The following is a 22,104-nucleotide window of genomic DNA, read 5'->3' as shown; positions in this document are numbered from 1 at the left end:
CCTGATCGACCTCGGACGTGCGGGTCAGACGTAGCGCTCGAGGATGCTCGACTCGGCCAGGCGCGAGAGGCCCTCGCGCACGGCGCGCGCGCGGCCCTCGCCGACGCCCTCGACGAGCATGAGGTCCTCGATGCCGGCCGCGAGCAGCCGCTGGAGCGACTCGAAGTGCACGACGAGGCGGTCGACGATGGCCGTGGGCAGCCGCGGCACCTTGGTCAGGAGGCGGTAGCCCTGCGGCGACACCGGCGCGTCGAGGCTGTCGCCGACGACCGAGAAGCCGACGGCGCGGGCACCGGCGGCGAGGTCGAGCAGCTCGACGGAGTTGAGCGCCTGGAGGTTGGCGAGCGCGTCGTCGAGCTCCAGGCCCGACTTCGTGGCGGGCAGGTAGTCACGGATGACGAGCTCGCGGTCGTTGCCGAGGCCGCCGATGAGCTCCTCGAGCTGGAGGCTGAGCAGGCGGCCGTCGGTGCCGAGCTCGACGACGTAGTCCTGGATCTCCGCCGAGATGCGGCGGACCATCTCGAGGCGCTGCAGCACGGCGGTGACGTCGCGGATCGTGACGAGGTCCTCGATCTCGAGGGCCGAGAGCGTGCCGGTCACCTCGTCGAGGCGCGACTTGTAGCGCTCGAGCGTCTGCAACGCCTGGTCGGCGCGCGAGAGCGTCGTCGGCGAACCCTCGATGACGTGGCGCAGGTCGCCGACGTAGAGCGCGACGACGCCCATGGACTGGCTCACCGAGATGACGGGGAAGCCGGTCTGCTTGGCCACGCGCTCGGCCGTGCGGTGCCGGGTGCCCGACTCCGTCGTCTCGATGCTCGAGTCGGGCACGAGCTGCGTGGCGGCGCGCAGGATGCGGGTGCCCTCGCGGTCGAGCACGACGGCGCCGTCCATCTTGGCCAGCTCGCGCAAGCGCGTGGCCGAGAACTCGACGTCGAGCGAGAAGCCGCCCGTGCAGATGGAGTCGACGACGCGGTCGTGGCCGAGCACGATGAGGGCGCCCGTGCGACCACGGAGGATGCGTTCGAGGCTGTCGCGCAGCTCGGTGCCGGGCGCGACAGCGGCGAGGGCCGCGCGGAGCAGCAGCTCGTCGTTCCGGTCCATCACGTCCCTGTTCGCATCGGAGGGGTCGGGCGCGTGCGCCCCCGGCCGGTCGCAGTCTAGACGGTGCCGACCGCTGCGGCGCTCGTTGACCGGCCCCCGGCGAGGCGTCCCATGGCCTCGATGGCGCGCGGCACGTCGGCGACCTCGACGGCGCGGATGCCGGGCGGGGTGGTCGTGTCGCCGAGGCTCCCCGCCGGGACGAGCGCGTGGCGGAAGCCGAGCCGGGCCGCCTCGGCGAGACGGCGGTCGAGGCCGGCCACCCGGCGCACCTCCCCGGCCAGGCCCACCTCGCCGAAGGCCACGACGTCGGTCGGCAGCGCCCGGTCGACGACCGACGAGGCCACGGCGCAGACGATGGCGAGGTCGGCGGCGGGCTCGGTGATGCGCACGCCGCCGACGGTGGCCGCGAAGATGTCACGGGAGCCGACCGGTGCACCGGCCCGCTTGTCGAGCACCGCGATGATCATCGCGAGCCGGGCGGAGTCGAGACCGCTCGACGTCCGCCGGGGCGAGGGCAGGGTGGAGGGCGCCACGAGGGCCTGCACCTCGGCCACGAGCGGACGTCGCCCCTCGAGGGTCACCGTGACGCAGGTGCCGGCCACGGCGTGGTCGCGGGTGGAGAGGAAGAGCCCGCTCGGGTCGGCGAGCCCCACGATCCCGCCGTCCGAGAGGTCGAAGCAGCCGACCTCGTCGGTGGGGCCGAACCGGTTCTTCACGGCGCGCACGAGCCGCAGCCGGGAGTGCCGGTCGCCCTCGAAGGCGATGACGACGTCGACGAGGTGCTCGAGCAGCCGCGGCCCCGCGATCGAGCCGTCCTTCGTCACGTGGCCGACGAGCAGCACGGCCACGCCGCGCGACTTGGCGGCCTGGATGAGGCTGCCGGTCACCTCGCGCACCTGCGAGACGTTGCCGGCCTGGCCCTCGACGTCGGCGCTCGCGATGGTCTGCACCGAGTCGACGACGAGCAGGGCCGGCGAGCGCGCCTCGACGTGCCCGAGTACCGTGCCGAGGTCGGTCTCGGCCGCGAGGAAGAGCGTGTCGGCCATGGCGTCGATGCGCTCGGCGCGGGTGCGCACCTGGGCCGCGGACTCCTCGCCGCTGATGTAGAGCACGTCGGCACCGGACCGCGCCGTGCGGGCCGCGACGTCGAGCAGGAGGGTCGACTTGCCGACCCCGGGCTCGCCGGCGACGAGCACGACACCGCCCGGCACGAGGCCGCCCCCGAGCACCCGGTCGAACTCGGCGACGCCGGTGGGCCGGGCCGCGGCCCGGGTGAGGTCGACGTCGGCGATGCGCTGGGCCGGGGTCGCGACGGCGGCGGCCGTCGTGCGCGGGATGGCCGCGCCCGTCTCGGCCACGGTACCCCAGGCCTGGCACTCGCCGCAGCGCCCGACCCACTTCGCGGTGGTCCAACCGCACTCGGCGCAGCGGAAGCCGGGGGTGCGGCGCGTCGTCGTCCTCGTAGCCATGCGCACGACCGTACGGGGCGGGACCGACACCGACGGCGGGCGGTCGCCCCGGCCCACCGTGAGAAACTTGAGACCATGGACTCGGTTCTGCCCTACGTGCTCGCCCTGGTGCCCACCATCGGCGTCGGCGCACTGTTCTACGTCGTCATCAAGAGCATCCTGCAGGGAGACCGTCGCGAGCGCCTCGCTCAGGCGAAGTGGGAGGCGGAGCAGGACCGCCGCGACGCCGCCGCGAAAGAGCCCACCGAATAGGCCGGACCGCATTTCCGGCGACGTCGCGAAGAGGGCGCACCACGCATTTGCGGGCATCCGCCCCGCGCATTCCCGGACGTAAATGCATTTCTTCTCGCGGCGTTGTAAATTGGCCCTGCCGCGAAACCCTGTATTCGCGGGCTTTCCCCTCCAAAGGCCCGACAACTTCAGATGGAGAATCATGGCTCAGCGTGTCGAAGTGGTGTTGATCGACGACATCGACGGTGGAAATGCGTCCGAGACGGTGACGTTCGGACTCGACGGCGTCACCTACGAGATCGATCTTTCCGACAAGAATGCAGCCAAGCTGCGCGACGACCTCGCGACGTGGACCGGCCACGCCCGTCGCGCCGGCTCGGGCTCGGCAAAGGGCGCCGGCTCACGCCGCCGCTCCTCGGGCCCCAAGCGCGGCGACCTCGCGGCCGTGCGCGAGTGGGCGCGGGCCAACGGCCACGACGTCTCCGACCGCGGGCGCATCTCGTCCGAGGTCCAGGCGGCCTACGACAAGGCGCACTGACCCTCACCGGAGATGAGCCACGGGCCCGGCGCGCTGGACGTGCCGGGCCCTGCCCATGCCCTCGCGCGGTCGCCTCGCCCACGTCCCGCGGGGCCGGCGCGTCCCCGCCTCGGGGTGCTCAGGCGGTGCTCAGGCGGTGATCAGGCGGTGATCAGGCGGTGATCTCGGCCGCGAGGTCGCCGTCCCGTTCGACGCGCTCGAGCACCTCGTCCGCGGTCAGCTGCTCGAGCGTCCCGCCGTCGGCACCGTCCTCGATCTCGTCCCACGACCGGGGCGCCGCGACAGTCGGACGGTCCCGGCCGCGGAGGGAGTACGGGCACACCGTCGTCTTCGCCGCGACGTTCTGGCTCCAGTCGAGGAAGACCTTGCCCGGGCGCAGCTCCTTGGCCATCTTCCACACGACGAGGTCGGGGTGGGCCCTGGTCAGCTCCTGCGCGAGCTGCTGCACCGTGTCGCGGATCTCGTCGCTCGTGTGCTCCCCCGGCAGCACGGCGTAGAGCTGGAGTCCCTTGCTGCCGCTCGTGACCGGCACCGTCGGCAGCCCGATGCGGCCGAGGCGCTCGCGCACGACGAGCGCGACGCGCGCGCACTCGTGCAGACCCGTGCCCGGGCCGGGGTCGAGGTCGATGACGAGCCGGTCCGGGTTGAGCGCGACCGCGTCGCGCCCCTCCCCCTCGTAGCGCCACTGGTGCACGTGCAGCTCGAGCGAGTTGAGGTTGGCGAAGAACGTCAGCCCCGCGAGGTCGTCGATGAGCGGGAACACCGGGTCGCGTCCCGCGCGCCGGATCCATGCCGGGGTGCCGGCCGGGATGTTCTTCTCGAAGAACTGCATGTCGCCGACCCCGTGGGGGAAGCGGATTCGCGTCACGGCCCGGTCGCGCAGGTGCGGCAGGATGACCGGCGCGATGCGTGCGTAGTAGTCGATGACCTGCGCCTTGGTCGTGCCGGCGCGCGGGTACATCACCTTCTCGAGGCTCGACAGCTTCATCCGGCGCCCGTCCACCTCGACCGTGACCCTCGTCGGCTCGTACGCCATCACGCACCGTCCTCGTGCCCGTCGACGTCGTCGGGTGTCAGGTCGCCGCGCAGGCCCTTGTATGCCGGCTGGCGCAGTCGGCCCTGACCGCCGAGTCCCAGCGACTCCACGTCGGCGACGAGCACCGGCCGCACCCAGGTCGCCCCGGCAGCATCCTCCCTGGGGACGTCTGTGGCGAAAGGCGATTCGTCGACCGACAGCTCGCGCAGGTCACGCATGAGGGACTGCCCGGCCTTGCCCGCCAGCCCCGAGCCGACACGGCCGAGGTAGTGCAGACCGCCCGCGACGGGCACGCCGACGAGCACGGCCCCGAGCCGGCTCGACACGGTCCCCGTCGACTCCGGCCGCCAGCCCCCGATGACGACCGAGACGGTGCCGCGATGGGGCGACTTGAGCCAGTGGGGCGAGCGCAGCCCCGGCACGTAGACGGAGTCCACGCGCTTGGACACGATGCCCTCGAGGCCCTGCTCCTTCGTCGCCGCGTGGAGCGAGGCACCGTCACCGAAGGTCGGTGGCGTCTGCCAGCGGGGCGCCGCGAGGTCGAGCCGCTCGAGCGTCGACCGGCGGTCGGACCACGGGCGCGTGAGCACGTCGACGCCGTAGAGCCGGAGCAGGTCGAAGGTCATCAGGGTCACCGGCGACGCCTCCGCCAGCCCGGCCGCGCGCCGCGCGTCGGTGACGTGGAACCGCTCGGCGAGCGCCGCGAACGACGGGATGCCGTCGCGCATCGAGACGATCTCCCCGTCGAGCAGCATGTCGGCGTACTCCGCGGCCAGCCCGCGCAGCTCCGGGAAGGCCACCGTCACGTCGCGCTCGGTGCGCGAGAACAGCCGCAGCTCGCCGTCGCGCACGTCGGCCAGGACGCGCATCCCGTCCCACTTCACCTCGTGCTGCCACCGTTCGCCGGCCGGAATGGTCGACGTGGACGTCGCGAGCATGGGGCGCATGGGTGCATTCTTGTTCCCATGCGAGCCATCTGGAAAGGCGCCGTGTCGTTCGGCCTCGTCAATGTGCCGGTCCGACTCTTCTCGGCGACGGAGAACCACGACGTGCAGTTCCGGCAGGTCCACGAGAAGGACGGGGGTCGCATCAAGTACCAGCGGGTCTGTGCGATCGACGGCGAGGAGGTGCCCTACTCCGACATCGCCAAGGGATACGAGGCCGCAGACGGTCAGATGGTCGTGCTCACCGACGAGGACATGAAGAGCCTCCCGACGCGCTCGACGAAGGAGATCTCGATCGAGAAGTTCGTGCCGTCGGAGCAGATCGACCCGCTCCTGTTCGACAAGAGCTACTACCTCGAGCCCGACAAGACCGGACTCAAGCCCTACGTCCTGCTGCGCGACGCCCTGGAGAAGGCCGACCGGATGGCCCTCGTCACCGTCTCGGTGCGCTCCCGGATGACGCTGGCGGTGCTCCGCGTGCGCGACGGCGTCATCGTGCTGCAGACGCTGCTCTGGGCCGACGAGGTGCGCACCCCCGAGTTCGAGTCGCTCTCGGAGGAGACGCACGCGACGGCCAAGGAGCTCGCCATGGCGTCCTCGCTCGTCGACTCGCTGTCGGGCGACTACGAGCCCGACGAGTTCGAGGACGACTACGCCGAGGCGGTCACCGCGCTCGTCGCGACGAAGATCGAGGGCGGGGAGCTCACCGAGACGCCCGACGCCACCGGTGAGGAGACGGAGGTCGTCGACCTGCTCGCCGCCCTGCAGCGCAGCGTCGACAAGGCCAAGGCCGCCAAGGGCGGTTCGGGCACCTCCGACACGTCCGGCGCGGCGACGAACAGTGCCGGCGCGGGCGCGACGAAGGCCACCGCGAAGGCAGCCACCGCGAAGGCAGCCACCGCGAAGGCAGCCACCGCGAAGACGACGTCCAAGAAGACGACGGCGAAGACGACGACGAAGAAGGCGGCGCCCAAGAAGACGACGACCAAGAAGGCGGCGACCAAGAAGGCGGCGACCAAGAAGGCGAGCTGACCCCGGCGCCCCCTCAGCCGGCGACGTGCGTCACGTCGCCGGCATACGCCCCCGTTGCGGCCAGTGCCTGCGCGAGGATGGCAGCGTGCGGACGGCGACGATCGACGAGCTGACGAGACGACTGCGGACCCTCCCCGAGAACCCCCGGGTGGTCGTCAGCGGCAACATGGCGGTGCCGTGGGAGGCGGTGCGCGCGCTCGACGAGGCCGTGCCGGCCTACGTGCTGCACGCCCTCAACGCCCCGGCCGGCCTGCCGACGCGCGACGGCGTCACCGTCGAGACGTGCTTCGTCGGCCCCGGCATGCGGCGGCACCCGCGGCTGCGCTACGTGCCGTCGCGGCTCTCGCTCGTGCCGCTCCTCTACGGCCGCGTGCTGCCGCCCGACGCCGTGCTGCTGCACTGCGCGCCGCCCCGGCACGGGCACGTGAGCCTCGGCCTCGAGGTCAACGTGCTGCCCGCGGCCCTCGAGGCCTGCCGCTCGCGCGGTGGGCTCGTCGTGGCGGTCGTCAACCCGCAGATGCCCTACACCTTCGGTGACGCCGAGGTGCCGCTCGAGCACGTCGACCTCCTCGTCGAGGTCGACGCGCCGATGCCGGCGCACGCGCCCGCCGTGCCCGACGACGAGAGCCGGCTCATCGGCGAGCGCGTGGCCGCGCGGGTCGCGGACGGGGCGACGATGCAGCTCGGCATCGGGGCGGTGCCGGACGCGACGCTGGCGGCGCTCACCCCGCGCCGCGGCATCCGGATGTGGACGGAGATGTTCTCCGACGGCGTGCTGGCCCTCGACGAGGCGGGCGCCCTCGACGCCGACCACCCGCTCGTGACGTCGTTCTGCTTCGGCTCGACCGAGCTCTACCGCTGGCTCGACGGCAACGCCCGCGTGCGGATGATGCGCACGGAGAAGACGAACGACCCCGGCCTCATCGCCCAGCAGCGCCAGATGACCTCGGTCAACACGGCCCTCGAGGTCGACCTCTTCGGCCAGGCGAACGCCTCACGCATCAACGCCCGCATCCACTCCGGCTTCGGCGGCCAGACCGACTTCATCGTGGGCGCCCTGCACTCGCCCGGCGGGCAGTCGTTCATCGCGCTGCGCTCGTGGCACCCGAAGGCCGACGTCTCGACGATCGTGCCCCTGCTCGACGAGCCCGTGACGAGCTTCCAGCAGAGCGCGATCGTCACCGAGCACGGCCTCGCCCCCCTCTGGGGCCGCAGCGAGCGCGACCAGTGCCACGACATCATCGAGGAGTGCGCGCACCCCCGTGTCCGTGACGACCTGTGGGAGGAGGCGCACGCGCTCGGCCTGGCCTGAGCGCCCCACGCCGCCCGGTCCCGTCCGCCACCCGGTCCCGTATGCCGCCGGGCTCGTAGGGTGACCGCATGAGCTCCCCCTCCCCGGTCCCGTCCACCCCGCGCCCGGTGGCGGTCGTCACCGGCGGCACCCGCGGCATCGGCCTCGCGATCGCCCGCGACCTCGCCGACACGCACCACCTCGTCGTCGGCGGGCGCAGCCGCGAGGCCGTCGACGCCGTCGTGGCCTCGCTGCCCTCCGCCGAGGGCCTCGTGGCCGACCTCGCCGACTGCTCCGCCGGCGGCTCGCTCGAGGCGGCCCTCGAGGAGCTCGCGGCCCGGCTGCCCCGGGTCGACGTGCTCGTCCACTCGGCCGGCGTGCTGCGCAACGGCACGGTCGCCGAGTCGGAGGTCGACGACTGGGCCGTGTCGATGACCGTCAACGTCGTCGCGGTCGCGGCCGTCACCCGGGCGCTGCTGCCGGCGCTGCGGCGGGCGCACGGCCTCGTGATCACCGTCAACTCCGGCTCGGGGCTGACCTCGACGCCGGCGTCGGGCGCCTACTGCGCCTCGAAGTTCGCGCTGCGCGCCCTGAGCGACGCCCTGCGGCAGGAGGAGCGCGAGCACGGCGTGCGCGTCACCTCGCTGCATCCCGGCCGCGTCGACACCGACATGCAGCACGAGCTCGTGCAGTTCGAGGGCGCGGAGTACGACGCGGGCGCCTACCTCGAGGTCGACTCGGTGGTGCGGGCGGCGCGGCTCGCGATCGACGCCGGCCCCGACGCGAGCATCGACATGGTCTCGGTGCGCCCCCGCGGCTGGCGCCCCTGACCCCGCCACCACCGCGACACACCGAGAAAGACACGACCCACCGGGATCGGATGCCGGTGGGTTGCGACCTGCTCGGTGTGTTGCGCGGTCTCGGGGGTCAGATGCGGCTGGCTCCGCGGGTGGGCACGAGGGCGAGCCGGGCGAAGGCGAGCGCCGCCGCGAGGTCGACCTCGCGCTGGTCGCGGCCGGCCTTGCGGGTCGACACCTCGACGACGACGTCGCCGTCCCACCCGGAGTCGGCGAGGTGCTCGAGCACGGCCGCGCAGGGCTGGCTGCCGCGCCCCGGCACGAGGTGCTCGTCCTTGAACGAGCCGAGGCCGTCGGCGAGGTGGAGGTGCGTGAGCCGCGACCCCAGCGCCCGGGTCATCCCCAGCGCGTCCGAGCCCGCGGTCGCCGTGTGCGAGAGGTCGAGCGTCACGTGCTCGTAGGCCTGCCCGACCGGGTCCCAGTGCGGCAGGTAGGCCATCACCTCGCGGCGCGCCGTGCGCCAGGGATACATGTTCTCGACCGCGAGCCGGATGCCGGAGGCGCGCTCGCGCTCGGCGACCCCCTCGACGAAGCCGGCGGCATACTCCCGCTGCCAGCGGAACGGCGGGTGCAGCACGACGGTGCGCGCGCCCACGTCGAGGGCGAGCTCGATGGACCGGTCGACCTTGCCCCACGGGTCGGTGCCCCAGACACGCTGGGTGAGCAGCAGCGTCGGCGCGTGCACCGACACGACGGGCAGCCCGTGCAGCCGCGACAGGGCGCGGATCGCCCCGGCCTCCTGCGTGACGGGGTCGGTCCAGACCATGACCTCCACCGCGTCGTAGCCGAGCCGGGCCGCCGTCGCGAACGCGGTGGCCGCGGTGTCGGGGTAGCACGAGGAGGTCGAGAGGCCGACCCGGATCGTCATGCCGCCATTCTGCGCCACCACCGCGGGCACGGGCTGCGGCGGGGTGCGGGCCCTAGCTGCCGAGGTGGTCGAGCCGGCGCAGGATGAGCCCCTCGCGCAGCGCCCACGGGCAGATGTCGAGCTGGTCGACCTGGAGCAGGTCGAGGGCGGCCTCGGCGACGAGCGCGCCGGCGTAGAGCTGGCGGGCCCTCCCCTCGGAGACGCCGGGCAGCGTGGCGCGGGTGGCCGAGTCCAGCACCGCGAGCCGGGCCACCACGGCGCGCAGGTCGGCACGGGAGAGCGTGCGCGGCACGAACGGCCCCTCGGCGCGCGGTGCGGCGCCGGCGATCCGCGCGAGCGAGCGCATCGTCTTCGAGGTGCCGACGGCGCGGTCGGGCTGGCCGGACGTGAGCAGGGGGCGCACGTGCTCGGCGAGGGAGGCCCGCACGTAGGCACGCAGGTCGCGCGCCTCGGCCTCGACGGGCGGGTCGCCGAGGAGGCGTTCACGCGTCAGACGCCCGGCCCCGAGCGGCAGGCTGAGGGCGACGTCGGGCTCCTCGTCGAGGCCGCTCGCGAGCTCGAGCGAGCCGCCGCCGATGTCGACGACGAGCAGCCGGCCGCTCGACCAGCCGAACCAGCGGCGCACCGCGAGGAAGGTCATGCGCGCCTCGTCGGGCCCGCTCAGCGCGTCGAGCTCGATGCCCGTCTCGGCGCGTACCCGGGCGATGACGGCCTCGCCGTTCGGCGACTCGCGCAGCGCCGACGTGGCGAAGGCGAAGAGGTCGCTGACGCCCTGGTCCTCGGCGACGACGAGGCACTCGCGCAGGAACGCGACGAGGCGGTCTGCCGTGGCGTCGCTGACGCGCCCGTCGGGGTCGAGGCTCTCCGAGAGCCGCAGCTCGGTCTTGTGCGAGAAGGCCGGGATCGGCTGCGCCCCGGCGTGCGCGTCGACGACGAGGAGGTGGACCGTGTTCGACCCGATGTCGATGACGCCCAGGCGCATGCGCCCACCCTAGTGCCGCGTCCGTGGCCCCCACCCGCCGTATGCCGTCAGGCGGAGCGCCTGCTCAGGGTCAGCGACGCGAGGGCGAGGGCGCCGGCGATGAAGGCGGCGACGATGCCGAGGTCACCGAGCACCGTCGTGACCGGTTCGACCTCGGCGGCGATGACCTTCATCGCGTCGACGGCGTACGACAGCGGGAGCACGTTGCTCACCCACTCGAGCACCGTCGGCAGCTGGTCGCGCGGCACGAGCAGCCCGCAGAGCAGGAACTGCGGCAGCAGGAACGCCGGCATGAACTGCACCGCCTGGAACTCGGTGCGGGCGAAGCCGCTCGCGAGCAGCCCGAGCGCCGTGCCGAGCACGGCGTCGAGCACGGCGACGACGACGAGGAGCCACAGCGGCCCGGCGACGTCCAAGCCACAGACCCACACGGCGAATCCCGTTGCGATCAGGGCCTGCACCGTCGAGAGCGCTCCGAACGCGACGGCATACCCCATCATGAAGTCGCCCTTGCCCATCGGCGTGGTCAGCAGGCGCTCGAGGGTGCCCGACTGCCGCTCGCGCAGGGTCGCCACCGACGTGACGATGAACATCACGATCATCGGGAAGACGCCGAGCAGGGCCGGCCCGATGGTGTCGAAGACGGGCGTGCCGTCGTAGATCCAGGCGAGCAGTCCCAGCAGCACGCACGGCACGACGAGGATGAGCGCGATGGTGCGGCGGTCGGTGCGCACCTGGCGCAGGACGCGGCCCGAGGTGGCCGTCGCGAGGCCCGCGTTCACGACGCCCTCCGCTCGTGCGACTGCGCGACCTCTGCGTCGATGAGGGCGAGGAAGGCGGCGTCCGCGTCGGCCGTTCCGGTGCGGCTCAGCAGCTCGTCGGGCGTGAGGTCGGCGAGCACCCGCCCCTCCCGGAGCAGCACGAGCCGGTCGCAGCGGGCGGCCTCGTCCATGACGTGGCTCGAGACGACGAGCGAGTGCCCCCTCCCGGCCAGCTGCCGGAAGAGGTCCCAGAGGTCGCGGCGCAGCACGGGGTCGAGGCCCACCGTGGGCTCGTCGAGGACGAGCAGCGTGGGCCGACCGACGAGGGCGGCCGCGAGCGAGACGCGCGACTCCTGCCCGCCGGAGAGGTCCTGCACGAGCTGGGAGGCGAACCCGGTGAGGTCGACCTCCTCGAGCGTGCGATCGACGGCCTCTCGCAGGTCGGCGCCGCGCAGGCCCACCGCGCGCCCGAAGTAGGCGACGTTGTCGCGCACGCTGAGGTCGGCGTAGACGCTGGGGCTCTGCGTGACGTAGCCGACCTCGGCGCGCAGCACGGCCGACCCGGCCGGGTGGCCGAGCACCGTCACGGTGCCGGCCTCGACGACCTGGACGCCGACGAAGCAGCGCATCAGCGTCGACTTGCCCGACCCCGACGGCCCGAGCAGGCCGACGACCTCGCCGGCGGGCACCTCGAGGTCGAGACCGGGGATGACGCGCCGCCGGCCCCGCACGACCTGCAGCCCGCTGACCGAGATGGCCGGACCGTGGTTATTCATCATGTGATGAAATCTACTCCGGTCGGGTCGCCCCGTCCACCAGGTAGCCCTGGAGCACCGGGCCCAGCCGCTCGACGAGCTCGGCGCGCGTCGCGTCCGCCAGACCCGGCACGCGCACGACGTAGCGCGCCATGACAACGCCGATCATCTGCGAGGCGGCCAGGGCGCCGCGCAGCTGCGCGTCCTCGGCGCCGGCCGAGGCCGCGAGGCGCCCGAAGACCTCGCGCCCGAGGAACTCGCGCAGCATCCGCGCCGCCTCCTCGCTCGTCATCGCCGAGCGCACGAGGGCGACGAGGGACTCGCGCCGCTCGGGCGGCTCCCAGACCGACAGGAAGGTCTCGACGAGCCGCCAGCCGAGCCGCTCGTGGCCGCCCTCGAGCACCCGCTCGATGAGCTCGGCCGGGTTGACGGGCACGGCCATCGTCTCGGCGAAGAGCGCGGCCTTGCCGTCGAAGTAGTGGTGCACGAGAGCCGGGTCGACGCCGGCCTCACGCGCGATCCCACGCAGGCTCGACTTGTCGTAACCCTTGGCAGCAAAGGACTTCCGGGCGGCCTCGAGGATCGCGGCTCGGGTGTCGACGCCACCGGGGCGCCGCCCGCGGCCTCGCGCCGACGCCGCGTCGGCGGTCTGTGACGTCATGGGGCCACGCTAGCCCTGCCCGTGGGGACGCCCGGCACCCTGCTCGTGCGCGTCGGCCGCGTCGGCCGCGTCGGCCGCGTCGGTCGCGCCGGTCGCGCCGGTCGCGTGCACCTCGAGCCAGGCTGCAGCGGCGTCCTGGCGGGCCCACCGCGCCCACGACAGCGGCGTGGTGCCGTGCCCGGCGTCGACGGCGCCGAGGTCGGCCCCGGCGTCGAGCAGGGCCTCGAGCAGGGCGACGTCCCCGAGGAAGGCGGCCTGGTGGGCCGCGGTGCGACCCTCGTGGAGGGCGTCGAGGTCGGCGCCGGAGTCAGCGGCGGCGCGCACGGCCTCGGGGGTGCGGGCCCGGTGGATCGTCGGCACCGCCGGACCCGGCGTGCTCCCGTCGGGCACCAGGCCGTGGCGCCCGAGGAGCGCCAGCCGCTCGTCGAACCCGTGGTCGCGCGCCCAGCGCACCTGGCGGTCGAGCATCTCCTCGACGGTCTCGCCCGGCGTGGTCAGGCGCTGCGCCCACACCTCGGAGGCGGGCCTGCCGAGGCCGTGGTCGAGGAGCAGCTCGAGGTGGGAGTCGTCGCGCCCGAACATCCGGTTGTAGAGCGCCTGCCGGTCGTTCGGGTCGGCGCCGCGGTCGAGCAGGAGCTCCGCCAGCTCCCGCCAGCGCGGGTGACGCGGCTGGCGTCCGGGGCCGGCCTCGCCCTCGCCGAGAACCCCCGTCAGCGCGGTGAACGGGGTGGCGAGGCCCTGCCAGAGGTAGCCGCTGTCGGGGTCGGCCCCCGCGTCGAGCAGCAGCGACGCGGCAGCGACCGGATCCTGTTGTGGCACACGCGAGTAGACGACGTAGAGCAGCGGCGCCCACCGGAACGGCCCGACCTCGCGCACCGCCGCGGCGCGGTCGGCCGACACGTGGGCCCGCAGCGCCACGACGTCGCCCACGGTCGCCGCGACCGTGACGTCGTCTCCGGGCAGGTTCGGGTGCGCGGCCAGCAGCTCGACCGCACGCGCCCAGCGCGCGGGCTCGTCGCGGTCGGTGTAGGTCAGGCAGGCGAGCGCCGGCACGAGGACGGCGGGGTCGTCCGACGACCCGACCGGGTCGAGCACCACCGGGTCGCGGGAGAGGCGCGCGGCCGCGGCGAGGTGCGACGCCAGACGGGGCCAGCTGGCGAAGCCGTGCGACCGGGCCACGACGAGCTGCGCCGCGGCGAGTGTGAAGCGCCGCGGCTCGTCGGGCACCCCCGCCGGGTGGTGGTGCGCCACCAGCGCGAGCGCGCGGGCCTCGCCCTCGCGGACGGCTCGCTGGAGGTTCCGCGCCGCGCGCCGCAGGTGCTCGAGGTCGGGGTTGCCGGGAAGGGACAGGGCCATGGCGGCCTCCTCTCGTCAGCCCGCGTGCGCTGGGTCGGGCCGAAAGGAGGTCGGGCCGCGTGTCGTCGTGCTCCCAGGGAGGCTGAGCCCCTTCCCGCGCACCGGGGGCGACCTGGACGCCGGTGCCAGCCTACGCCGGGTGACGCGCCCGCGGCGCGTGGTGCCCACGCGGGCGAAACCGGGACGGCATAGGGTGATCCGGTGGCCGAAGCACCCTTGGACCTCCCCCGCGTCTGGGTCGAGTTCACCGATCCCGCCGACGCGAACCAGCGCTACCGCTGCGACCTGACGTGGCTCACGAGCAGCTGGACGTGCATCTTCGGCAGTGGGTGCCAGGGCATCTACGCCGGCCGACCGGACGACGGCTGCTGCACGCTCGGTGCGCACTTCACCGAGAAGGACGACTGGAAGCGCGTCGAGAAGGCCGTCGCGGAGCTCGGCGAGGACGAGTGGGAGTACCACTCCGTCGGTCGGGCCACGGGCGGCAAGGACGACTGGACCGAGAAGGAGGACGGCGCGCGCAAGACGAAGGTCGTCGACGGCGCCTGCATCTTCCTCAACCGCCCCGGCTTCCCGGCGGGCGCCGGGTGCGCCCTCCACCAGCACGCCGTCCTCACCGGAGTCGAGCCGCACACGCTCAAGCCCGACGTCTGCTGGCAGCTGCCGATCCGCCGCACCTTCCGCACCGTCGAGCTGCCCGACGACACGAGCTACCTCGAGGTGACGATCACCGAGTACGACCGACGCGGCTGGGGCCCCGGCGGCCACGACCTCGACTGGTACTGCTCGGGCAACTCCGAGGCGCACGTCGGCCGCGAGCCGGTCTACCGTTCCAACGCGCCCGAGCTGACCGAGCTCATGGGGCCGCTCGCCTACGCCGAGCTGGCCATCCGCGCCGAGGCGCACCTCGCCCAGGTCAAGGCGGTCCGGGCGCGCGGCGTGCGCAAGCTGCTCCCGCTGCTCGTGCACCCGGCGACCATCGAGGCCCAGCGCGCGAAGTGAGGTCTGCATGAGCGACTCCGGCGAGATCATCCCGTCCCCCAACATCTGGGAGACGCCCGACGTCTACGAGACCGAGAACCGTGGCGTCGACCGCGACCACGTCATCGAGCACGCGATGCGCGCGGTGCTCGACTGGTCCGGTCGCGACGTCGTCGACATCGGGTGCGGCACCGGCTACCACCTGCCCTTCTTCGCCCGCGACGCGCTTTCGGTCGTCGGCGTCGAGCCGCACCCGCCGCTCGCCGCCCTTGCCGCGCAACGCGTCTCGGGTATGCCGTCCGTCTCGGTCCGTGAGGAGGGCGCAGCCGCGATCGGGGTGCCCGACGGGTCGTTCGACGTCGCGCACGCCCGGTGGGCCTACTTCTTCGGGCCGGGCTGCGAGCCGGGGCTGGCCGAGCTCGAGCGCGTCGTGCGCCCGGGAGGCGCGGCCTTCGTCATCGACAACGACGCGACGCGGTCGACGTTCGGGCAGTGGTTCCGCCGCGCCCTGCCCTCCTACGACCCGCGCGCGGTCGAGCGCTTCTGGCAGCGGCAGGGGTGGGAGCGCGAGCGGCTCGACATCCGCTGGGACTTCGACTCGCGCGCCGACTTCGAGGCCGTCGTCGGCATCGAGTTCGCGCCGGAGCACGCCGACCTCATCCTCGCCGAGCACCCCGACGCCACCGGCGTCGACTACGCCGTCAACCTCTGGCACCGCCGCTTCTGACCGTCGAGAGGCCACCTTTCGCGGGTCCCCCACCGTCGAGAGGCCATAGTTCGCGGCTCACCCACCGTCGAAAGGCCAGCGTTCGCGGCTCCCCCAAAATCGAAAGGCCAGCGTGCGCGGCTCCCCCAAAGTCGAAAGGCCTGCGTTCGCGCATACACGAGCGGCAACGAACGTCGGCCTCTCGACGGTTCGGGACCCGCAGAGTTCGGCCTCTCGACGGTTGGGGACCCACACGGATTGGCCTCTCGACGGTTGAAGACCCGCAGGAATTGGCCTTTCGACGGGTCAGTCGGTGAGGTCGAGGGCGATGTCGACGATGGGCGAGCTGTGCGTGAGCCCGCCGACGGAGACGAAGTCGACCCCGGTGCCGGCGTAGTCGCGCACGACCTCGAGCGTCAGCCCACCGGTGGCCTCGATCTCGACGGGCTCACCCGCCGCCCGCAGCAGCGCGACCGTCTCGCGCAGCGTCGCGACGTCCATGTTGTCGCACATCACGAACCGCGCCCCCGCGTCGTAGGCCTCCCGGGCCTCGGCGGGCGTCGTCACCTCGACCTGCACGTCCACGTCCGGGAAGCGGTCGCGCACCAGCGCGTACGCCGCAGCCACCGATCCCGCCGCCAGCTTGTGGTTGTCCTTGATCATCGCGACGTCGTAGAGGCCCATCCGCTTGTTCGTGCCCCCGCCGCAGCGCACGGCGTACTTCTCGAGCCAGCGCATGCCGGGCGTCGTCTTGCGGGTGTCGAGCACCATGGTCGTCGTGCCCTCGAGCGCGTCCGCCCACCGTCGGGTGTGCGTCGCGACCCCGGAGAGCCGGCTCAGGATGTTGAGGATCGTCCGCTCGGCGACGAGCACGACCTGCGTCGTTCCCCGCAGTCGAGCGATGACGTCGCCCCGCTCGAGCCGCGCGCCGTCGTCGTTGACGACCTCGACCGCGGGCGGCTCGGCACCCAGCTGCTCCGCGACGGCGGCGAGCACGAGCCCGATGACCGGCACGCCGGCCACGACGCCGGGAGCCCGGGCGACGATCTCGGCCGTCCGGGTCTGGTCGGCGGGGATGGTGGCCAGCGTCGTCACGTCGACGCCGTCGGGGCCGAGGTCCTCGCGCAGGGCCGTCGCGACGAGCTCCTGCGCCCAGGCGTGCGGGAAACCGTGCAGTCCGTCGACGCTCACCGTCGTCCTTCCATCCATGAATCATCCTGCGCAACGGTCGATTCCGCTGCTGCAGTGTTGTCGAGGTCCAGGCCGTCGAGGTTGGCCGGGGGCACCGGCACCACCTCGGCCACGAGCGTCCCGTCGGACCCCCTCGCGAGGTGGACGTGGTGCAGGAAGCGGACGTCGTCCCTCGCCGGGAAGTCCTCGCGCACGTGACCCCCGCGCGTCTCCTCACGCAGCGCCGCGGCATACGTCAGCGCGCGGCCGAGGTGGAGCAGGTTCGTCGTCTCCCAGCTCTTCGGCCCGCCCTGCTTGTCGGCGTCGTCGGCGACGGCTCGTGCGGCGAGCTCGGCGAGGGCCTGCTGGGTGCGCGCGAGCGAGGTCGCCGACCGCACGGTGCCGGAGCCCGCGGTCATGGCCCGCTGCACGTCGAGGCGGCGCTTGCCGCGCACGAGCCCGGGCTCGCCCTGCGGGGCGACGGGAGCGGTCTCGGGCAGCTCGCCGGCGGCGAGGCGGGCCGTCAGGTCGTCGGCGATGCGCCGGGCGAAGACGAGGCCCTCGAGGAGGGAGTTGCTCGCGAGGCGGTTGGCGCCGTGCACGCCCGTGCACGAGGTCTCGCCGCACGCGTAGAGGCCCTCGAGCGAGGTGCGTCCCCGCAGGTCGGTGCGCACGCCGCCGCTCGCGTAGTGCTGCGCGGGCGCGACCGGGAGCAGCTGCGTGGCCGGGTCGAAACCGAGCTCGCGACAGCGCCGCACGATGGACGGGAAGCGTTGCTCGAGGAACTCCGCACCGAGGTGGCGGCAGTCGAGGAAGACGTGGTCGGTGCCCGTCTCGCGCATCCGGCGGATGATGGCGCGCGACACGACGTCGCGCGGCGCCAGGTCGGCGAGCGGGTGCTCCCCCTGCATGAAGCGCTCGCCGGACGCGTCGACGAGGAAGGCGCCCTCACCGCGGACCGCCTCGGAGATGAGCGGCTGCTGGCCGCGCGAGCCCTCGCCCAACCACAGCACGGTGGGGTGGAACTGCACGAACTCGAGGTCGGCGAGCACGGCACCGGCGCGGAGCGCTGCGGCCATGCCGTCGCCGGTCGCGACGGACGGGTTCGTCGTCGACGCGTAGATCTGTCCCAGACCGCCGGTCGCGAGCACGACGGCGCGGGCGTGCGCCGCGCCGACCCCGTCGACCTGGCCCTCCCCGATGACGTGGAGGGTCACGCCGCAGACCCGTGCCTCGGCGTCGGTGAGCAGGTCGACGACGAGAGCGTGCTCGATGACCTCGATGCCCGGGTCGTCTCGCACCCGGTCGAGGGCCGCGATGAGCGCCCGGCTGATCTCCCGGCCCGTCGCGTCGCCGCCGGCGTGCAGGATGCGGTCGCGGTGGTGGCCGCCCTCGCGCGTCAGGGAGAGGCTGCCGCCGTCGCCACGGTCGAACTCCGCACCGAGCGCGATGAGGTCCCAGACGGCATCCGTGCCCTCGCGGACGAGGGTCTCGACGGCGTCGACGTCGCAGAGCCCCACGCCGGCCACGAGGGTGTCGTGGACGTGCTCGGCCGGGCTGTCCTCGGGGGACATGACCGCGGCGATGCCGCCCTGCGCCCACGCGGTGGAGCCCTCGTCGAGCACCGTCTTCGTCACGAGCAGCACGCGGTCGACGCGCCGCCGCAGTCGGAGGGCGGTCGTGAGGCCGGCGATGCCGGAGCCGACGACGATGACGTCTGCCGTCGCCGTCCAGCCCGGGGCCGGGGCGCGCAGCCGTCGCGGGACGGTGACGTCGGGGAGCCCGCTCTGCGGCATGCGATGGCCTCTCAGTGCTTCGGGTCGTGGGATCGCGCGGTGACGGCCGAGGTCTGCAGGCCGAAGCCGTCGGGGACGTCACCCGCATCGTGCCCCACCTCGACCATCCGGTTGTGCGCGTCGACGAAGACGACCTGCGGCTCGAAGGTGCGCGCCTCGGCGTCGTCCATCGCGGCGTACGCGATGATGATGACCGTGTCGCCGGGCGCGATGAGGCGGGCAGCCGCACCGTTGATGCAGACGATGCCCGAGCCCCGCTCCCCCTCGATCGCGTAGGTCGTGAGGCGGTTGCCGTTGTCGACGTCGACGACGTCGACCTGCTGGCCCGGCCAGAGGTCGGCCGCGTCGAGGAGGTCTCGGTCGATGGTGAGCGAACCGACGTAGTGCAGGTCGGCCTGCGTGACGGTGGCGCGGTGGATCTTCGAGTGGAGCATGAAGCGCTGCACGGCGATGTCCTTGGATGACGTCGAGGGAGAGGGGTGCTCAGTCTTGCGAGAAGGTCTCGAGGGCGCCGCCCCCGGGGCCGACGAGGAGCGGCAGGTTGTCGATGAGGCGCGTCGTGCCGACCCGGCCGGCGACCGCGAGGAGGGCCTCGCCGCGATACCACTCGGGCACGTCCTCGAGCGTGTCCGGGTGCACGAGCACGAGGTAGTCGACGAGGGCCAGGGGCTCGCGCACGAGGACGGCCCGGGCCGCGCGCCGCACGGCGGAGGGCCCCTCCGGCGCGGCCTCCGCACCGGCGCGCAGCGCGGCCGAGAGGCACAGCGCCGTCTCGCGGTCGGACGGGGTGAGGTAGGTGTTGCGGCTCGACATCGCGAGGCCGTCGGGCTCGCGCACGGTCGGCACCGAGACGACGCGCACCGGGAAGTCGAGGTCGCGGCACATGCGGCGGATGAGGAGCAGCTGCTGGGCGTCCTTCTGGCCGAAGTAGGCCGCGCTGCACCGGGTCAGGTGCATGAGCTTGCCGACCACGGTGAGCATGCCGTCGAAGTGCCCCGGCCGCGACTGTCCCTCGAGCACGTCGCCGAGCGGCCCGGCCGAGACGCGCACCCCGGGGTCGCCGTCCGGGTAGACGACGTCGGGCGTCGGCGCGAAGACGAGGTCGACGCCCGCGGCCGTGCAGATGTCGAGGTCCGCGTCGAACGTGCGCGGGTAGCGCGAGAGGTCCTCCTTGGGCCCGAACTGCAGCGGGTTGAGGAAGATCGTGACGACGACGTGGCGGTGCGCGCGGCGGGCCTGCTGGATCAGCGTGGCGTGGCCCTCGTGCAGCGCGCCCATCGTCATGACGACAGCCACGTCACCGTCGCCGAGCGCCGAGCGCGCCTCGACGAGCTCGTCGCGGGTGCGGGCGACCACGGGCACGACCGGCGCGGAGGGCACCTCGGACCGGACGGTGCCGGACGCGCCGGACGCGCCGGACGCGCCGGACGCGCCGGACGCGCCGGACGCGCCGGACGCGCCGGACGCGCCGTCCCCTGCGGCGTCGACGGCGCGCACGGCGTGCGTGTCCGTCACGGTCGGTTCGGTCATGGTTGGTCCTCCTCGTGCGCGAGCAGCTCGAGCAGCGGGTCCGCGGCCGCCGCACGGAGTCGACCGCTCAGCAGGGCCCGCTGCGCCGTCGCCCGCGCGAGCGCCAGGTAGGTCGGGTGGATGTCGGGCGCCACCGTACGCAGCACGGCGACGTGCCCGGCCACGGTACCCGCATCGCCGCGGGCCACCGGACCGGTGAGGGCGGCGTCACCGCGCTGCAGGGCGTTCGCGAGCGCCGCCGTGAGCAGCGGCTCGAGCATCCGGGCCGGGTCGTCGACCCCGGCCTCGCCGAGCAGCTGCATCGACTGGGCGACGAGCGTGACGAGGTGGTTCGAGCCGTGCGCCAGCGCCGCGTGGTAGGTGACCCGGTCGTCCTCGGCGATCCAGACGGGCTCGCCGCCCATCTCGATGACGAGGGCCTCGGCGAGCGGGCGGGCGAGGTCGACCGTCGTGACGCCGAAGCAGCAGTCGGCGAGGCGGTCGAGGTCGACCTCGGTGCCGGTGAACGTCATCGCGGGGTGGATCGCGAGCGGGATGATGTCGCTGCCCGCCGCCGCCTCGAACACCGCGATCCCGTGGGCCCCCGACGTGTGGAGCACGAGCTGTCCCGGCGTGAACGTGCCGGTCGTGCTGAGCCCCGCGACGAGGTCGGCGAGCGCGTCGTCGGGCACGGCGAGCACGACGAGGTGCGCTCCCGACACGACGTCGGGGATCGGCTTGACGGGCACGCCGGGCAGCAGCGCGGCCGCGCGCTCGAGGCTGGCCTCGCTGACGGCCGAGACGCCGGTGACGACGTGGCCGGCGCGCGCCAGGGCGGCACCGAGCACGGCTCCGACCCGCCCGGCGCCCACGACGCCGACGTCGAAGCGTGCGGGACGCTCGTGCGGGGTGCTCACCCACGGCACGCTATCGCCTACAGTCCGTGGTCGTGGATCCCGTTCCCTGGCGTGAGGCGTGGCACACCGCGCTCTATGCCGCCGGGCGCGGCTTCTACGTCGCGGGCGCGGGCCCGGCCGCGCACTTCACGACGGCGACGCACGGCCCCACCGGCGCCCTGCTGGCCGAGGCGCTGCTCGCGGTGCCCGAGCACCCCGTGCGCGTCGTCGTCGACGTCGGGGCCGGCCGCGGCGAGCTCGCCACGCACCTCGTCGAGGCGCTCGCCCCCGGGTCGAGGTATGCCGCCGCGCCCGGTCACGCAGCACCACCTCGACCCGATGACGCCACCACTGGGTCGAGGTATGCCGCCGCGCCCGGTCACGCAGCACCACCTCGACCCGACGGGGTGCGGGTCGTCGCGGTCGACGTCGTCGAGCGCCCGCCCGGCCTCGACGAGCGCGTCGAGTGGCTCCGCTCCCCCGGCGGCAGCGCCCTCCCGGAGCAGCTGGGCGACCTCGAGGACGCGCTCGTCATCGCCCACGAGTGGCTCGACGTCGTGCCGTGCACGGTGGCGCAGGTCGACCCCGACGGCGAGCTGCGCGAGGTGCTCGTCGACCCCGTCAGCGGCGCGGAGACGCTCGGCGACCTCCTCGACCGCCCCGACCGCGAGTGGTGCGCGGCCCACTGGCCCACGACGACGCCCGGCGACCGGCTCGAGGTCGGGCTCGAGCGCGACCGGGCCTGGGCTGGGCTCGTCGCCCGGGTGCGCTCGGGCACCCTCGTCGCGGTGGACTACGGGCACACGGCGACCGCGCGTCCGGACGGCGGCTCGCTGACGGCATACGTCGGCGGACGACAGACCCACCCGGTGCCGGACGGCTCGTGCGACGTGACGGCCCACGTCGCCGTCGACACGCTCGGGGCCGACACCGTGCGCACCCAGCGGGACGCGCTGCGCGCGCTGGGGCTGCGCGGCACGGTGCCGCCGCACGCGCTGGCCTCCACGGACCCGCTCGGCTACCTCGCCGCCCTGGAGCGGGCGAGCGCCGAGGCCCGGCTGCTCGACGTGGGCGGGTTCGGGGCGTTCTGGTGGGCCGTCCGGCGGGTGGGCGTGCCGGACGGGTGGGCTAGACGCGGCTGACGCGGACTGTTGTCGCCGTCAG

Annotated in this window: 23 protein-coding genes; 8 read left to right on the top strand and 15 right to left on the bottom strand. The window is 73.8% G+C overall.

The window, feature by feature from the left end; genetic code table 11:
* Positions 1-24: 24 nt before the first annotated feature.
* Together disA and radA are read right to left on the bottom strand one after the other, a co-directional pair.
* Positions 25-1,101: a DNA integrity scanning diadenylate cyclase DisA gene (gene disA, locus ABT295_RS16675; RefSeq protein ID WP_352395527.1), complete on the bottom strand. Its 1,077-nt coding sequence runs from the start codon at positions 1,099-1,101 to the stop codon at positions 25-27.
* Positions 1,102-1,157: 56 nt separating this feature from the next.
* On the bottom strand, positions 1,158-2,570 hold the full coding sequence (gene radA / locus ABT295_RS16670; protein WP_352395526.1) for a DNA repair protein RadA: 1,413 nt from the start codon (positions 2,568-2,570) through the stop codon (positions 1,158-1,160).
* A 75-nt stretch (positions 2,571-2,645) separates the two neighbouring features.
* Here radA and ABT295_RS16665 point away from each other — a divergent pair, with 75 nt between their 5' ends.
* Both ABT295_RS16665 and ABT295_RS16660 read left to right on the top strand, forming a co-directional pair.
* Entirely contained in the window at positions 2,646-2,822 is a 177-nt protein-coding gene (locus ABT295_RS16665; protein ID WP_345508263.1) for a hypothetical protein, read from the top strand.
* Between the two features lie 181 nt (positions 2,823-3,003).
* Complete coding sequence (locus ABT295_RS16660) at positions 3,004-3,339, top strand: histone-like nucleoid-structuring protein Lsr2 (RefSeq protein ID WP_352395525.1); 336 nt, start codon at positions 3,004-3,006, stop codon at positions 3,337-3,339.
* Positions 3,340-3,490: 151 nt separating this feature from the next.
* On the opposite strand, the gene ligD (ABT295_RS16655) is transcribed toward ABT295_RS16660, so the two are convergent.
* Together ligD (ABT295_RS16655) and ligD (ABT295_RS16650) are read right to left on the bottom strand one after the other, a co-directional pair.
* Positions 3,491-4,375, bottom strand: coding sequence for a non-homologous end-joining DNA ligase (gene ligD / locus ABT295_RS16655; RefSeq protein ID WP_352395524.1), 885 nt, complete (start codon positions 4,373-4,375; stop codon positions 3,491-3,493).
* Positions 4,375-5,322 (bottom strand): non-homologous end-joining DNA ligase, encoded by a 948-nt coding sequence (gene ligD / locus ABT295_RS16650; protein WP_352395523.1) that lies wholly within the window; start codon positions 5,320-5,322, stop codon positions 4,375-4,377. The genes ligD (ABT295_RS16655) and ligD (ABT295_RS16650) overlap by 1 nt, the downstream gene beginning before the upstream one ends.
* A gap of 18 nt (positions 5,323-5,340) precedes the next feature.
* Between ligD (ABT295_RS16650) and ku the strand changes: the two genes are divergently transcribed.
* From ku to ABT295_RS16635, 3 genes are all read left to right on the top strand, one after another.
* The gene (ku, locus tag ABT295_RS16645; RefSeq protein WP_352395522.1) at positions 5,341-6,351 is read left to right on the top strand and encodes a non-homologous end joining protein Ku; all 1,011 of its coding nucleotides are present in this window, start codon (positions 5,341-5,343) and stop codon (positions 6,349-6,351) included.
* A gap of 85 nt (positions 6,352-6,436) precedes the next feature.
* Positions 6,437-7,663, top strand: a complete 1,227-nt coding sequence (locus ABT295_RS16640; protein WP_352395521.1) for an acetyl-CoA hydrolase/transferase family protein — start codon at positions 6,437-6,439, stop codon at positions 7,661-7,663.
* Positions 7,664-7,731: 68 nt separating this feature from the next.
* Complete coding sequence (locus ABT295_RS16635) at positions 7,732-8,472, top strand: SDR family oxidoreductase (protein ID WP_352395520.1); 741 nt, start codon at positions 7,732-7,734, stop codon at positions 8,470-8,472.
* Between the two features lie 97 nt (positions 8,473-8,569).
* Here the strand turns inward: ABT295_RS16635 and ABT295_RS16630 are convergent, their stop codons facing one another.
* The 6 genes from ABT295_RS16630 to ABT295_RS16605 are packed head-to-tail and all read right to left on the bottom strand — an operon-like array spanning position 8,570 to position 13,882.
* Positions 8,570-9,367 carry a sugar phosphate isomerase/epimerase family protein gene (locus ABT295_RS16630; RefSeq protein WP_352395519.1) on the bottom strand — a complete coding sequence of 266 codons (798 nt, stop codon included), beginning with the start codon at positions 9,365-9,367 and terminating at the stop codon, positions 8,570-8,572.
* 52 nt (positions 9,368-9,419) lie between these two features.
* On the bottom strand, positions 9,420-10,349 hold the full coding sequence (locus tag ABT295_RS16625) for a Ppx/GppA phosphatase family protein (RefSeq protein ID WP_352395518.1): 930 nt from the start codon (positions 10,347-10,349) through the stop codon (positions 9,420-9,422).
* A gap of 47 nt (positions 10,350-10,396) precedes the next feature.
* The gene (locus tag ABT295_RS16620) at positions 10,397-11,131 is read right to left on the bottom strand and encodes an ABC transporter permease (protein WP_352395517.1); all 735 of its coding nucleotides are present in this window, start codon (positions 11,129-11,131) and stop codon (positions 10,397-10,399) included.
* Entirely contained in the window at positions 11,128-11,889 is a 762-nt protein-coding gene (locus ABT295_RS16615; protein WP_352395516.1) for an ABC transporter ATP-binding protein, read from the bottom strand. The genes ABT295_RS16620 and ABT295_RS16615 overlap by 4 nt, the downstream gene beginning before the upstream one ends.
* Before the next feature lie 10 nt (positions 11,890-11,899).
* Positions 11,900-12,526 (bottom strand): TetR/AcrR family transcriptional regulator, encoded by a 627-nt coding sequence (locus tag ABT295_RS16610; protein WP_352395515.1) that lies wholly within the window; start codon positions 12,524-12,526, stop codon positions 11,900-11,902.
* A gap of 9 nt (positions 12,527-12,535) precedes the next feature.
* Positions 12,536-13,882 carry an ankyrin repeat domain-containing protein gene (locus ABT295_RS16605; RefSeq protein WP_352395514.1) on the bottom strand — a complete coding sequence of 449 codons (1,347 nt, stop codon included), beginning with the start codon at positions 13,880-13,882 and terminating at the stop codon, positions 12,536-12,538.
* A 201-nt stretch (positions 13,883-14,083) separates the two neighbouring features.
* Between ABT295_RS16605 and ABT295_RS16600 the strand changes: the two genes are divergently transcribed.
* Both ABT295_RS16600 and ABT295_RS16595 read left to right on the top strand, forming a co-directional pair.
* Entirely contained in the window at positions 14,084-14,884 is an 801-nt protein-coding gene (locus ABT295_RS16600) for a DUF3109 family protein (RefSeq protein ID WP_352395513.1), read from the top strand.
* Positions 14,885-14,891: 7 nt separating this feature from the next.
* Entirely contained in the window at positions 14,892-15,590 is a 699-nt protein-coding gene (locus ABT295_RS16595; RefSeq protein ID WP_352395512.1) for a class I SAM-dependent methyltransferase, read from the top strand.
* Positions 15,591-15,875: 285 nt separating this feature from the next.
* Here ABT295_RS16595 and nadC read toward each other — a convergent pair whose 3' ends face one another.
* Genes nadC through ABT295_RS16570 form a run of 5 tightly spaced genes read right to left on the bottom strand, consistent with a single transcriptional unit; the run spans position 15,876 to position 20,970 of the window.
* Positions 15,876-16,778 carry a carboxylating nicotinate-nucleotide diphosphorylase gene (gene nadC / locus ABT295_RS16590; protein WP_352395511.1) on the bottom strand — a complete coding sequence of 301 codons (903 nt, stop codon included), beginning with the start codon at positions 16,776-16,778 and terminating at the stop codon, positions 15,876-15,878.
* The gene (locus ABT295_RS16585) at positions 16,757-18,535 is read right to left on the bottom strand and encodes an L-aspartate oxidase (RefSeq protein WP_352395510.1); all 1,779 of its coding nucleotides are present in this window, start codon (positions 18,533-18,535) and stop codon (positions 16,757-16,759) included. Before ABT295_RS16585 ends, nadC begins: the two co-directional genes overlap by 22 nt.
* 11 nt (positions 18,536-18,546) lie before the next feature.
* Positions 18,547-18,981 carry an aspartate 1-decarboxylase gene (gene panD / locus ABT295_RS16580; protein WP_352395509.1) on the bottom strand — a complete coding sequence of 145 codons (435 nt, stop codon included), beginning with the start codon at positions 18,979-18,981 and terminating at the stop codon, positions 18,547-18,549.
* Between the two features lie 37 nt (positions 18,982-19,018).
* Entirely contained in the window at positions 19,019-20,065 is a 1,047-nt protein-coding gene (gene panC / locus ABT295_RS16575) for a pantoate--beta-alanine ligase (RefSeq protein ID WP_352395508.1), read from the bottom strand.
* On the bottom strand, positions 20,062-20,970 hold the full coding sequence (locus ABT295_RS16570) for a Rossmann-like and DUF2520 domain-containing protein (RefSeq protein WP_352395507.1): 909 nt from the start codon (positions 20,968-20,970) through the stop codon (positions 20,062-20,064). The genes panC and ABT295_RS16570 overlap by 4 nt, the downstream gene beginning before the upstream one ends.
* A 23-nt stretch (positions 20,971-20,993) precedes the next feature.
* Between ABT295_RS16570 and ABT295_RS16565 the strand changes: the two genes are divergently transcribed.
* A complete protein-coding gene (locus ABT295_RS16565) occupies positions 20,994-22,082 on the top strand; it encodes an SAM-dependent methyltransferase (RefSeq protein ID WP_352395506.1) in 1,089 nt (362 codons plus the stop codon).
* Positions 22,083-22,104 lie beyond the last annotated feature (22 nt).

It is taken from the genome of Terrabacter sp. NPDC000476, from assembly GCF_040300125.1.
Lineage (GTDB): Bacteria > Actinomycetota > Actinomycetes > Actinomycetales > Dermatophilaceae > Terrabacter.
Note: the sequence above shows the minus strand (reverse complement) of the source record. Positions and strands in the feature narration are given on the sequence as shown.

Bases quoted from the DNA above. Each gene is read 5' to 3' on its own strand.
- ABT295_RS16605 (WP_352395514.1), bottom strand. From the start codon at position 13,882: ATGGCCCTGTCCCTTCCCGGCAACCCCGACCTCGAGCACCTGCGGCGC.
- ligD (WP_352395524.1), bottom strand. From the start codon at position 4,375: ATGGCGTACGAGCCGACGAGGGTCACGGTCGAGGTGGACGGGCGCCGG.
- ABT295_RS16595 (WP_352395512.1), top strand. From the start codon at position 14,892: ATGAGCGACTCCGGCGAGATCATCCCGTCCCCCAACATCTGGGAGACG.
- panC (WP_352395508.1), bottom strand. From the start codon at position 20,065: ATGACCGAACCGACCGTGACGGACACGCACGCCGTGCGCGCCGTCGAC.
- disA (WP_352395527.1), bottom strand. From the start codon at position 1,101: ATGGACCGGAACGACGAGCTGCTGCTCCGCGCGGCCCTCGCCGCTGTC.
- ABT295_RS16660 (WP_352395525.1), top strand. From the start codon at position 3,004: ATGGCTCAGCGTGTCGAAGTGGTGTTGATCGACGACATCGACGGTGGA.
- ABT295_RS16625 (WP_352395518.1), bottom strand. From the start codon at position 10,349: ATGCGCCTGGGCGTCATCGACATCGGGTCGAACACGGTCCACCTCCTC.
- ABT295_RS16610 (WP_352395515.1), bottom strand. From the start codon at position 12,526: ATGACGTCACAGACCGCCGACGCGGCGTCGGCGCGAGGCCGCGGGCGG.
- nadC (WP_352395511.1), bottom strand. From the start codon at position 16,778: ATGGATGGAAGGACGACGGTGAGCGTCGACGGACTGCACGGTTTCCCG.
- ABT295_RS16585 (WP_352395510.1), bottom strand. From the start codon at position 18,535: ATGCCGCAGAGCGGGCTCCCCGACGTCACCGTCCCGCGACGGCTGCGC.
- ku (WP_352395522.1), top strand. From the start codon at position 5,341: ATGCGAGCCATCTGGAAAGGCGCCGTGTCGTTCGGCCTCGTCAATGTG.
- ABT295_RS16635 (WP_352395520.1), top strand. From the start codon at position 7,732: ATGAGCTCCCCCTCCCCGGTCCCGTCCACCCCGCGCCCGGTGGCGGTC.
- ABT295_RS16615 (WP_352395516.1), bottom strand. From the start codon at position 11,889: ATGATGAATAACCACGGTCCGGCCATCTCGGTCAGCGGGCTGCAGGTC.
- ABT295_RS16665 (WP_345508263.1), top strand. From the start codon at position 2,646: ATGGACTCGGTTCTGCCCTACGTGCTCGCCCTGGTGCCCACCATCGGC.
- ABT295_RS16630 (WP_352395519.1), bottom strand. From the start codon at position 9,367: ATGACGATCCGGGTCGGCCTCTCGACCTCCTCGTGCTACCCCGACACC.
- radA (WP_352395526.1), bottom strand. From the start codon at position 2,570: ATGGCTACGAGGACGACGACGCGCCGCACCCCCGGCTTCCGCTGCGCC.
- ligD (WP_352395523.1), bottom strand. From the start codon at position 5,322: ATGCGCCCCATGCTCGCGACGTCCACGTCGACCATTCCGGCCGGCGAA.